The organism is Opitutus sp., assembly GCA_024998815.1.
GTDB lineage: Bacteria > Verrucomicrobiota > Verrucomicrobiia > Opitutales > Opitutaceae > Rariglobus.
In genome coordinates, this window is record JACEUQ010000001.1 from 519,249 (window position 1) to 531,427 (window position 12,179).

The 12,179-nt window shown below is 60.3% G+C and carries 9 protein-coding genes; 3 read left to right on the forward strand and 6 right to left on the reverse strand.

Going from position 1 to position 12,179, the window contains the following annotated elements:
* Positions 1 to 151 precede the first annotated feature (151 nt).
* The 5 genes from H2170_02180 to H2170_02200 form a co-directional block, all read right to left on the reverse strand.
* Positions 152 to 589: a response regulator gene (locus H2170_02180; protein ID MCS6298900.1), complete on the reverse strand. Its 438-nt coding sequence runs from the start codon at positions 587 to 589 to the stop codon at positions 152 to 154.
* Complete coding sequence (locus tag H2170_02185; protein MCS6298901.1) at positions 586 to 1,776, reverse strand: PAS domain S-box protein; 1,191 nt, start codon at positions 1,774 to 1,776, stop codon at positions 586 to 588. The genes H2170_02180 and H2170_02185 overlap by 4 nt, the downstream gene beginning before the upstream one ends.
* 623 nt (positions 1,777 to 2,399) lie before the next feature.
* A complete protein-coding gene (locus H2170_02190) occupies positions 2,400 to 3,044 on the reverse strand; it encodes a response regulator transcription factor (GenBank protein MCS6298902.1) in 645 nt (214 codons plus the stop codon).
* Positions 3,026 to 4,132 (reverse strand): response regulator, encoded by a 1,107-nt coding sequence (locus tag H2170_02195; protein MCS6298903.1) that lies wholly within the window; start codon positions 4,130 to 4,132, stop codon positions 3,026 to 3,028. Before H2170_02195 ends, H2170_02190 begins: the two co-directional genes overlap by 19 nt.
* 126 nt (positions 4,133 to 4,258) lie before the next feature.
* Positions 4,259 to 5,758 carry a WecB/TagA/CpsF family glycosyltransferase gene (locus tag H2170_02200; GenBank protein ID MCS6298904.1) on the reverse strand — a complete coding sequence of 500 codons (1,500 nt, stop codon included), beginning with the start codon at positions 5,756 to 5,758 and terminating at the stop codon, positions 4,259 to 4,261.
* 233 nt (positions 5,759 to 5,991) lie between these two features.
* On the opposite strand from H2170_02200, the gene H2170_02205 reads away from it, so the two are divergent.
* From H2170_02205 to H2170_02215, 3 genes are read left to right on the forward strand one after another with little or no spacing between them, the layout of a single operon-like run.
* The gene (locus H2170_02205) at positions 5,992 to 8,718 is read left to right on the forward strand and encodes an amino acid adenylation domain-containing protein (GenBank protein ID MCS6298905.1); all 2,727 of its coding nucleotides are present in this window, start codon (positions 5,992 to 5,994) and stop codon (positions 8,716 to 8,718) included.
* The gene (locus H2170_02210) at positions 8,715 to 10,418 is read left to right on the forward strand and encodes a cyclic peptide export ABC transporter (GenBank protein MCS6298906.1); all 1,704 of its coding nucleotides are present in this window, start codon (positions 8,715 to 8,717) and stop codon (positions 10,416 to 10,418) included. The genes H2170_02205 and H2170_02210 overlap by 4 nt, the downstream gene beginning before the upstream one ends.
* Entirely contained in the window at positions 10,415 to 11,050 is a 636-nt protein-coding gene (locus H2170_02215) for a GNAT family N-acetyltransferase (GenBank protein ID MCS6298907.1), read from the forward strand. The genes H2170_02210 and H2170_02215 overlap by 4 nt, the downstream gene beginning before the upstream one ends.
* Positions 11,051 to 11,268: 218 nt before the next feature.
* On the opposite strand, the gene H2170_02220 is transcribed toward H2170_02215, so the two are convergent.
* Positions 11,269 to 12,039: an AMP nucleosidase gene (locus H2170_02220; GenBank protein MCS6298908.1), complete on the reverse strand. Its 771-nt coding sequence runs from the start codon at positions 12,037 to 12,039 to the stop codon at positions 11,269 to 11,271.
* Positions 12,040 to 12,179 lie beyond the last annotated feature (140 nt).

Genomic DNA, 12,179 nt, shown 5'->3' on the forward strand with positions numbered 1-12,179 from the left:
CAGCCTATGCCGCTTAAAGTAGCGCAGACTTCCAGTCTGCTTCGACTGAGAATGCAGACTGGAAGTCTGCGCTACGTCGGGCCACTTGTGGCCTATTTAGCCCGTCGCTTCATTGGCCGTCCTCGGCCAATTTTGCTAATCCCACACCTGCCTACGCTGCGTAGTGGTTGATTTTGATCCACGCAAAGAGCTGTTTCGCGACCAGGGCAAGTGAATCGAGGCTGCAGGGTTTTACCAGGTAGGCATGGGCGCCCAAATCGTAGGCGCGTTCGATGTCTTCAGGCCGACTGGACGCACTGAGGATATAGACGGGCAGGCGTTTGAGCTCGGGTTGGCCCTGCTGCCAGGCAAGTACGTCGAAGCCGTTTTTGCGGAGCCTGTTCAGGTCGAGCAGAAGGACGCAGGGCAGGGGAAACTGGTCACGGTTGCGGTAGGCCCCGTCACCGCGCAGGTAGGCCATGGCCTCCTCTCCGTCGTGCGCAAATTGGAGCGGTTGGGTAAAGCCCGCGCCCCGAAAAACCGAACGCATCAGCATCACGTCGGTTTCGCAGTCGTCGGCAATGAGCACCACCGGTTCGGGGCTGTTCATGGGAGGCTGGCCAAGGGTTGGTTGACGCCGTTTCCGGGTTGGGCCCGGCAGAGTTCTACCCAGAAACGGCTCCCTTGGGTGGGGGTGGAAATCAAGCCGACACGCCCGCCCATGCGTTCAACCCCTTTTTTGACCACGGCCAGCCCGATTCCGGTACCGCTGTACGCGGTGGTGTGAAGCCGTTTGAAGACGTTGAAAATCCGCTCCTGAAACTCCGCAGGGATTCCGATTCCATTGTCTTCCACCCAGATGCGAACAAATCCTCCCGGGCGATCTTCGGCGCGGATGCGCACTATCGGCGGGTGGACCTTTACGAACTTTACCGCGTTGCTGATCAAGTTGGCCAACACCCGCTGCAGGGTGGCGGGGTGGGCGAGCACATCGAAAAACGGGGTGCTGATTTCAATGCGCGCGCGGCTTTGGTTGATCGGGGTTTCGCAGACCGCGAGGGCGTCGCGCACCACTGCTTCCAGGGGCACGGTGGACAGCTCGATTTTCTCCTGGTTGATGCGGCTAAACGCCAGCAGGTCGCAGAGCAGGTGGTCCATGGTTCGCGCCGCCGCTTGGATGAAGCGGGCGTAGTCCTGGCCCTGGTGGTTGAGCTGATCACAGTGCTCCTCGAGTAGGAGCTGGGAAAAGCCCTGCAGGGTGCGCAGCGGGGCGCGTAAATCGTGCGAGATCGAGTGGGCGAAGCTCTCCAGTTGCGCGATGCTCAGGCGCAGCTCCGAAGTGCGGAACTGGACGGTGTTTTCCAGTTCCACGGTGTAGCGGGTGAGTTGCTCCTGCAGGTCGCGCATGGCTGCCTCGGTTTTCTTGCGCGCGGAGATGTCTCGGATGTTGCACTGGATGACCGGGTGGTCGCCCTCCATGTAAAGGTTGCACACGAATTCCACCTCGACGCGTCGCCCGTCCTTGGCGCGCAGCGGCAGGTCCTCATAACGCACATAGCCGATGGCCTGCAGCTCCTGGAATGCCGCCTTGCTGGCGTTGGCATGGGCAGGCAGCCCAAGTTCAAAGAGCTCCTTGCCGACGAATTCCGCGTAACTGTAGCCGAGCAGGGCGAGCAGGTAGGGGTTAACATCGATGATTTTGCGTGTCTCCGGGTCGATGATGACGATGCCGTCATAGGCCGTTTCAAAGAGGCGGCGGTAACGGATTTCCGAGCGGGAGGAGACGGCGGTGGACATGGTGGTTTTTGGAAGGGGGATTTCCCCTTGGTGAGTATACCCGCAAGGGCACCGAACGTGTGTGGGGTGTGCGCCCCAATTGAGCCCAGAATTCGCCGTGGGGTCGCCTCACTGGGCGGATGCCGTTGGGCAAACACCTTGAGCTCACGCTCAAGGCCACAAGGAGTGTGTTCGCGAAGCGTGTGGACTTGAGCGTGAGCTCAAGGATTCGGCTGATCTGCGTTCGGCTAGTCAGGGGCTAAACTTCAGACCTTGAGCTCATGCTCAAGGCCACAGGGAGTGTGTTCGCGAAGCGTGTGGACTTGAGCGTGAGCTCAAGGATTCGGCTGATCTGCGTTCGGCTAGTCAGGGGCTAAACTTCAGACCTTGAGCTCACGCTCAAGGCCACAAGGAGTGTGTTCGCGAAGCGTGTGGACTTGAGCGTGAGCTCAAGGATTCGGCTGATCTGCGTTCGGCTAGTCAGGGGCTAAACTTCAGACCTTGAGCTCACGCTCAAGGCCACAAGGAGTGTGTTCGCGAAGCGTGTGGACTTGAGCGTGTCTGGGCTCCGGCTCGGCTCTGTGATACCGTCTGGACTGCCGCCTCTGGTTACCCACCGCCCCATTGAAACTATCGCCCCCTGTTCACTTAACCAGCTGGTTTTGAATGGCGTAGTGGGTGAGTTCCGCACTGTTTTGCATCCCCGTCTTCTCAAGTATGCGGGTGCGGTAGGTGCTGACCGTCTTGACGCTCAGTGAAAGCTCTTGGGCAATCGCGCTGACGGTTTTGCCCGAGGCGATGAGGCGCAACACCACGAACTCGCGGTCGGAGAGCCGTTCGTGGGGGGCGGTTTGCACGTCGATGGCGAGGTAGGCGGCCATTTTTTCGGCGAGGGCCGGGCTCACGTAACGCCCGCCTGAAATTACTTTTTTTACCGCCCCGACCAGCTCCGCCGGCGCGCTTTCCTTGGTCATGTAGCCGGCGGCGCCGATCTTGAGCATGCGCACCGCAAACTGATCCTCGGGATGCATGCTCAGCATCAACACCGGCAGTCGCGGGCGCGACTTCTTGATCGCCTTGAGTACGTCCAATCCGTTTTGCCCAGGCATGGTGATGTCGAGCACCAGCACGTCCCAGTTTTCCCGCCAAGCCAGCTCCAGGGCCTGTTGCCCGGTGCTCGCCTCGCCGAAAACGGCCTGCTTGAACTCGGCGGCAAGGATTTGTTTAAGCCCCTGCCTGACCACGGCGTGATCGTCGGCGATGAGGATTCTCATGGTGTTTGACCCCATTGACGGTCGGCGGAGGTGAGCGGGATGCTGACGGTGACGATCGTGCCCAGCCCCGGGCCGCCGGAAAAAACCGCCGCCCCGCCCAATAACGCTGCGCGTTCACGAATGCCGACCAGACCAATGGATTTGACGCTCGCGATAGCCGCCTCGGTGATGCCGCTCCCATTGTCGCGCACGATCAGCACGAGCCGCCCGGCATCCACGGCTATGACCACCTCGACCTGGGTTGCGGCGGCGTGGCGGATAATGTTGGTGAGGGTTTCCTGAAAAATGCGGAAAAACGTCGTGGAGAATTCCTGCCCCCACATCGTCTCGTCGACCATGATTGTGGTGGTGCAGCGAACCCCCGTGCGCAGTTGAAAATCGTTGGCTTGCCACTCGATGGCCGCGATCAGGCCGAGGTTGTCGAGCACGCCTGGGCGTAGGTCTGTGCTGATTTGGCGCACGATTTGGATGGTGGCGTCGATGCCATCGGCCAGGGCCTGCACCTTTTTCCCGAGCTCCTCATTGGTGCTGATCACTTCGCTGACCAGCCACGACAGGTCCAGTTTGAGGCCGGTGAGGGCCTGGCCGAGCTCATCGTGGACCTGGCGGGCGATCCGGATGCACTCCTGCTCGCGCACCTGCTGGAGGTGCGCGGTGAGGGCGCGCAGTTGTTCGTTGGATTGGAGGAGTTTGACTTCCGCCTCGTGCCGCTCGCGGCGCTCCAGGGCTTCACTGAGCGCCCGTCGCACCGAGGGGCCGAGGCGCGCCAGGTGGGTTTTGAGCACGTAGTCGGTGGCACCGATTTTAAGCGTCTCAATGGCTACCTCTTCACCCATGGTTCCGGTAACGAAAATAAAGGGGATGTTGAACGCCGCGCCTTGCACGATTCGCAGGGCTTCTAAACCGTCGAAGGTGGGTAGGCGGTAGTCCGAAAGGATGATGTCCGGCGCGGTGTCGTTGAGTTGCCCTTCGAACCCCGCACGGGTTTCGACCCGCGTGATCACAAAAATGATACCGGCGTCGATCAGGGCGCGGCGGGCCAGTTCGGCGTGGGCGGGGTCGTCCTCCAGTAGCAGAATGTGAATGGGGTTGGGCTCTTGCATGTTCGGGGAGGGGTTGGCGGAGGTTTCTTTATGCGGGCAGGTTTTCTTGAGCGGGGAACGGGGGGGGGGATCCACCGGTTTCCTCGACGGACGGTTGTCGGTGGGGGGAATCGGCCCAGGCGCAAGTCAGCGCCGGGCGCCCTCCACTACTTTGCTCAGGCCCGACATCTCCAAGACGTTGCGGACGTCGGGACGCGCGCCGAGGAAACGCAGTTCCTGGCTCTGGCTGCGGGCCCACAGGCGCAGGCGCGCCATGAGCTCGGCACCGGAAGTGTCGATGAACTGGAGCCGTGCGATATTGATCAGATGGGTGTTGCGCGGCGGGGGGCTGACCGCGCTCAGAAGCTCACGGGTTTGCGCCCAAACGGCTTCGGCGTTGGCGGCGGTGATTTCGCCCTGCCAGGCGAGGGTGTGGCCGCCGGGATAGGCGGGGACGACTGTCTCGGTGCCACTTTCGGCTGCGAGGTAGCGCGCACCTTGGGGTGCCTGGTCGGGCAGGTTGAGGTACCCGGTTAACTGCAGCAATTGGAGGGTGCTTTGCACCTCGGCGCTGGGATTAAGGATAACGAGTTTTTTGCCCTGTTCGTGCAACCGGCGGTGCCACTGCACGAGCATGGCCGCGCCCGTGCTGTCGAGAAAACGCACCTGTGAGAGGTCGAGATGGCAATCGCTGGTCGCAGCCATAGCTTCCGCAAAAATCGCCGACTGCTGGTTCAAGCCGCTGGCGTTTAAATCCCCTGTTATTTGCAACTCTCGCCTGGATGGAGACGGGCTTGCGTTGATCAGATCGGGCGGGGTCGCGGGGCCCCGTCGGCTGTGCAGGCTAAGGCATTGGCGGGTGATAGCGGGGACAAAATGAATGAAGTCACCTGCGTAGCGACCGAACAGGCGACGCGGTTCTTGGGCCAGCCGATAAAAGCATTCGGTGCCGGTGCGCTGCATCACGGCCGGTGCGCGTTTGATCCGACCAGCGATAAAATCAAGCGTGGCGCCGACCCCGATCATGACGGGAATGCCCAGCTGCTGGTAATGTTTTGCGATCCATTTTTCCTGCTTGGGGCAGCCGAAGGAAACGAGCACGAGATCGGGGGTGGCCGCCCGCACCCGTCGGGAAATTTCGGCGAAATCCATCGTCAAGAGGGAGCCGAAAGGTGGCGAGTAGTGGCCGGTGATCACCAGTTGCGGGTGTTGTTGGCGAAGGCGCGCGGCAGCCTCCGCGGCGACCCCGTCCCGGGCGCCCAAAAGGAACAGGCGGTGCCCGTTGCGCGCGGCTGCCTCGATGAGCAACGGGGTCACATCCGCGCCGGCCACCCGCTCCGGCAGCGGGTTTCCCAGCCAGCGTGAGGCCCAGACCAAGGGCGCGCCGTCGCACAGGACCAGATCCGCCGCCAGCAGGATGCGGCGCAGCTCCACATCGTGTCGCGCCTGCACGAGGAAATCCACGTTGGCGGTCACCACATAATGGGGGCGACGACTGGCAATCATCGCATCCACTCGTGCCACCGCCTCGGCCTGGGTGATGTTTTCAAAGGGCACTCCGAGCAACCCGACCGGCCAGCGCTGGCTCTGAGTGGGTACCGGCGAAAACGGGGAGGCGGCCGCGGCGCTGGCAGGGGCGAATCTCATTCCTGATTAAACGCCGGTGGTGCCCAAATCGAAATAGGGTGGGTGCCTACGGGTCCGAGCCTACCGGTATCCGCGCCGGAGTTGGCCGCAGCGAGACGCTTTCAGGTTAACACCCACTGCTCACGACGTCGGCCGGATTGTACAGTGGTGATTCAATTATGATCACCCCCACCGCACGCAAGGCCCAGCAATCCCCTGATCGGCGAGCACTACCGGTCTCTTTTGATAAGACTATGTCCGGTAAACTCGTTGCGCCGAACGGGCTGGGTGGAGGCGAAGCGACGGGCGGAGCTGAGACACGGCGACCGGAGTGCCTGCACCAGTGGTTCGAGGCCCAGGTCGAGTTGAAGCCCAAGGAGGTGGCCGTGGTGTTTGATAAGGAGCGTATCACCTATCAGGAGCTCAACCGCAGGGCCAACCACGTGGCACAGCGTTTAATCGCGGCCGGCGTGGGCCATGAAACCCTCGTGGGGGTTTTTATGGACCGGTCCGTGCACATGATCGTGGCGATGCTCGGTGTGCTCAAAGCCGGCGGCGCTTATGTGCCCCTCGATCCGGTGTACCCTCCCGAACGGCTAGCTTTTATGCTGGCCGACACCCAGGCCGGCGTGATTTTGGCGCAAACCTCGTTGCTGGATCGGTTGGAGTCGATCCGGGCAGGTGCCAAGCTTGCGCCGCAGGTTTACTGCGTTGATTCGACCGATGCTGCTGGGGCGGTCGATGATTTAAATCCCGATCCTGGGGTGGGGGCGGCCAATTTGGCCTACGTTATCTATACGTCGGGCTCGACCGGGAAACCCAAGGGCGTGGCGGTGGAGCATCGCAACTCGGTCGCGCTGGTGGCGTGGGCCAGCCAAGTTTACAGCGCGCAGGAACTCGACGGGGTTCTGGCGGGAATCTCGATCTCCTTTGACCCCTCGATCTTGGATATTTTTATGCCGCTATGCTTGGGCGGAAAAGTGATTCTCGCCGCTAACACTCTTGCGCTACCTCAGTTGGACGCGGCCGAGGAGGTGCGCTTGTTGTTCTCGGTGCCCTCGGTGGTGCGTGAGCTGTTGCGCATGGGCGGGATTCCTTCCTCGGTGGAGACCATCAACATGGGCGGCGAACACCTGTCCGCCGCATTGGTGCAGGACCTCTATGCGCTGCCCCACCTGAAGCGCGTGTATGATTTATACGGGCCGACCGAGACCACGACGTGCGCGACCTACGCGCTGCGCACGCCGGAGGCCCCCGCGACCATCGGGCGCCCGATTAACGGCACGCAAGTCTATGTCCTGGATTCACAGCTGCGCCCCGTTCCGGCCGGGGAGACCGGCGAGTTGTTCATCGGCGGACACGGTGTGGTGCGCGGTTATCTCAACAACCCTGACATCAATGAGCAGCGGTTCATTCCTTCGCCTTTTTCGGGCGACCGGTCGTCGCGGCTCTATCGCACGGGTGACCGCGGCCGCTTCCGTCCCGACGGCAATCTGGAGTTTATCGGGCGCGATGACCGACAGGTGAAGATTCGCGGGTTTCGGGTGGAGTTGGGCGAGGTCGAGACGGCCCTGCGCACGCACAACGAAATCAGCGAAGCCCTGGTCGTCACCCATGATGATAAAACGGGGAAACGCGGACTGGTCGCGTATGTGGTCCCACACGCCAAAGCGGGGCAGTCGCGGCGCGAATCCCAGGTTGCGACACGCCCACAGCTCGGTTCACGGTTGCGGGCGCACCTAAAGGAACGCCTGCCCGACCACATGGTTCCGGGGGCTTTTATGGTGATGGACCGTTTTGCGCTGACTCCGGCCGGCAAGATCGATCACGCCGCTCTGCCGCCCCCCGAACACCTGAGGCCCGGCGTGGGTGAAGTGGTGGGCCCGCGCGACGCGACCGAGGCGTTGCTCTGCCAGATTTGGGGCGAACTGCTCAAACTGAAGTCAATCGGGGTGCACGAGGATTTTTTCCAGATCGGGGGCGACTCCTTGATGGGCGCGGTGATGTTCACCGAGGTTGAAAAACGCACCGGGGTGCGGCTGCCGATTGAGGCTATCCTGCGCAACGCCACGGTGGAGCGTATGGCTGTGTACATTGAGGCCGCCCGCCAACTGCGTCAGCAGAGGACGGGGTCGCCGTGGGTGGAAATTCAGCCGCTAGGAGAACGGCGCCGGCTATTTCTCGTCCACGGGGTGGGCGGGGGTATGATGTGGGGCTACGCCAATTTAGCCCGGCATCTGGGGCCCAACCAGCCGATCTACGCGTTCCGGGCCAGCCCGGTCTCTCCCCTGACCATCAATGAAATGGCCGCGCAGTACGTGCGCGACCTGCGCGCCTTCCAGCCGGAGGGGCCGTACTTGCTGGGGGGCTACTGTTTCGGCGGTAATATCGCCTACGAAATGTCGCGGATGTTGATGGATCAGGGCCAGCGCGTGGACCTGTTGGTTCTTTTCAACACTTCGCCGCCTAACTGCAGCTACGATTGCACGACCATCACGCCCCTGTTCGTGTGCCGCTTCTTCCTCAATCTCACGCACTGGTTTATCGGCTTTGTGAAGTGGGGGCACGTTAAGCAACTGCGGTTCTTGCGGTGGAAGTTCCAGATGATGCGCCGTCGCGTGGGTAAATTATTCGGCCATGGCCCCTCGGCCACCGGATTTGACGTGGAGACCCAGGTCGATTTGTCCACGGTGCCGATCGAGGATCACAGCCTGTGGACCGCCCATGTGCGGGCGAATGGGCTGCACCAAGCGAGTGTTTACCAAGGCAAGGTCACGCTGCTGCGGACCCTGGGCCATCCCTTTGACTGCAACTACGACCCGCTCTGCGGTTGGGCTGATTATGCCAAGGGCGGCATCACGGTTAAAGTGCTGCCCGGTCTGCACGAGAGTTTACTCGAGGAGCCTCAGGTGCGGTTGGCTGCCAAGGAGCTTAAAACGCTCCTCGATCAAATCAACGCCGAGGCCAATCCCTTATCATGAAACTTATCCGTTTTTTATTCCGTTACTCGCCGCGAACCATGCTATTGGCCGCGTTAACCGCTCTGGTTGCAGGTGGCTGCAACGCCGGTTTGATCGCCCTCGTCAATGCCGTGCTCTCGGGCACCGTGGCACCGACCACGGCGCTCATCACGGGCTTTGCGCTGCTAGGTGTGGTTAGGTTATTGGCGCACTTTCTTGCCCAGGTCACCCTCACGCGTTTCGCGCAAATGAGCACCGCCAATCTGCGCCACGACCTGGTCGAGAAAATCCTCGGGGTGCCACTGCGCCAATTGGAGGAAATCGGGCCTGCACGCCTCATGGTGGCGCTCACCGAGGACGTGATGGCCATCACCGAGGCGATGCGAATCATCCCCACCTTTGTGGTTAATTTTGCCGTGCTCCTCGGCGGGGCCGTGTACCTCGGCTGGCTGTCGCTTCAGATGCTACTGATCGTATCGGTACTGATCGTTTTCGGTGCGTTGGGTTACCGCGTCTTGGTGCACAGTGGCTTTTCGATGTTGCGCTCGGCGCGTGAGGCCGAGGATCGACTTTTTGGCCACTTCCGCGCCCTCACCGAGGGGATCAAGGAGCTCAAGTTACACCGGCATCGGCGCCATGAGTTTCTCCATAGCGGGGTGAAAGTGGCCACCGAAGCATATCGTCAGCATAATGTTGCGGCCGAAACCCGTTTTGCTTTGGCGCAAAATTGGAGTCAGTTTCTGTTCTTTGCGCTGATCGGGGTGATCCTTTTTCTCATGCCCCGGTTGGAGGGCGTGAGTACGCATGCGATGACCGGTTATGTGGTGGTCACCCTTTATCTCATGGGGCCGTTGTCGGCGATTATGTTTGTTTTTCCGGTATTTGGCCGCGCCCAAATCGCCTTACAGAAAATAGAAAAAGTCGGTCTTACTCTGACGGAGCGCTCCAGCGACTTGAGTATGTCGGTGCCCCATTCTTCTCCGCCCATTTTGAACTGTCTGGAGCTGATCGGTATCAGTCATGCCTATCGCCGCGAAAACGAGGATAGTACCTTTACTTTGGGCCCGGTGAATCTCGCCTTTTCCCCTGGAGAAATCGTTTTTCTAGTGGGTGGAAACGGCAGCGGTAAGTCCACCTTGGCGAAGATCATCACGGGGCTTTATCCTCCGGCCCACGGCGAGATTCGCTTTAACGGCAAACTCATTGATGAGCACAACCGTGACCATTACCGACAGTTGTTCTCGGCGGTGTTCGCCGATTTCTACCTCTTTGATTCTTTTCTCGGGCTGGAAAAATTCCGACTGGAGGAACGGGCAAGCGCCTACCTCAGCGAGTTGCACCTCGACCATAAGGTGAAGATCGTGAATGGGGCCCTTTCGACCACCGAGCTTTCGCAGGGGCAGCGCAAGCGACTCGCCCTGTTGACCGCTTACTTGGAGGACCGCCCCTTTTACCTCTTCGATGAGTGGGCCTCCGATCAGGATCCGATCTTTAAGTCGGTTTTCTATAATCGGTTACTGCCAGACCTACGGGCGCGGCAGAAAGCGGTCCTCGTGATCTCGCATGACGACCGCTACTTCCACCTGGCGGATCGTCTGGTTAAGTTGGACTGCGGGCAGTTGATCACGGGTGCTGAGGTGCCGGCCTCGGTGATCAGCCCTCGTAGTTTCACTGTGGCGGAGCCTACCGATTTGTTCGCGCCTACTGCCAATGCATCATGAACCTGCGCCCGCTCATCCGTGACGATTTACCCGCGATCGCCGCCGTGCATCAGGCGGCCTTCCCGCGTACTGTCGCCAGCCGGTTGGGGACTGAGGCTTCGCGTCGCCAGTACGAGACGTTGATGACGGGACCTTATAATTCGGCGGGTTTGGGGGCGTTTGAACAAGATCGCTTGGCTGGCTTTTGTTTTGTTGGGATTAGGCACGCTTCGGAATACGTATTTGTGCGCAAGCATGCCTGGTTTTTCGTTTGGCGGTTGTGCTCTCGTCCTTGGCTGCTGGTAGACGCGGTGATTAGTCGACGTCTGGGGTTAGCCTTAAAACTATTCGTGGCGCGACTACCCTGGCCCCGTACGAAGCAGACTGCGGGAGCAGGTGTATCCGAACCGGCCACCCATTCATATGGTATCCAGTACTTGGCGGTTGCCCCCCTGTACCGGGGTCGTGGAGTGGGGCAGAAGCTGGTTGCGGCGGGTGAGGGGTTCGCCCTTCAGCAGGGGTTTTCGGAGATTCAGCTCAGCGTCGCTACCGATAACGCACCGGCTATAGCCCTTTATCTGCGAATGGGCTGGCAGAAATCATCGTCCAGTGGCGAATGGCTTGGGCTGATGTCCAAGCGGCTCGTGGCGTAATAGGCGTTCACGGCTGTCAACCTGTGTAGCGGCTAGCGCATTTCAAATAATGTTATAACCTCAATCGGCTCGACGTAGCGCAGGCTTCTAGCCTGCTTTTCTCATAAGCAGAATGGAAGTCTGCGCTACTTTATGCGGCTACAGATTAATTTAAAATGCTGCTAGCGAAGCGTGTGGCCTTGAGCGTGAGCTCGAGGTGTTTGCCCACGGGGGGCGCATCAAAACCGCAGGTGTTTAACCGTGAGGCCCTGGTTAATGAGTTGTTTAAGCGAATCGATGCCGATTTTCAGGTGATCGGCCACGTAAACTTGGTTCACGGTAGCGTCGCTCTCGGCGGTTTTGATGCCCTCAGGTAGCATCGGCTGGTCGCTCACGAGCAAGAGCGCGCCGGTGGGGGTCTGGTTAAAAAAGCCGGTCATGAAGATAGTCGCTGTTTCCATGTCGATGGCCATGGCATGGATTTTTTTGAGGTATTTGCGGAAGTTGGCGTCATGTTCCCAGACGCGGCGGTTGGTGGTGTAAACGGTGCCGGTCCAGTAATCGCGGGCATAGTCGCGGATGGTTGTGGAAATGGCCTTTTGCAGTGCGAAAGAGGGCAGGGCGGGCACCTCGGGGGGGAAATAGTCGTTGCTGGTGCCTTCGCCGCGGATCGCCGCGATGGGCAGGATCAGGTCGCCGACCTCGGCGCGATGCTTGATGCCGCCGCATTTGCCCAAAAACAGCACCGCCTTGGGTTTGATGGCGCTGAGAAGATCCATCACGGTTGCGGCGGTGGCGCTACCCATGCCGAAGTTGATAATGGTAATCCGTCCAGCGGTGGCGCTGCTCATGGGTTTGTCGCGACCGCAGACTTTTACGCGGTGCAACTGGGCGAAGAGTTTCACGTACTGCTGAAAGTTGGTCAGCAAAATGTAGTCTCCGAATTCCTCAAGCGGCACACCGGTGTAACGGGGCAGCCAGTTTTCGACGATGTCGCGCCTGGTTTTCATGGCGCCGAGGTTAACACGGCCGACTCCAAGGGCACGGCTAAAACCCTAGGGTTGATTACTTACGGGTGAATACGCGGCAAAAGTAGGGCCAATCTCGCAATGGGCATGGGATAAACTGAACTTTTTCAACAACCGGTGCC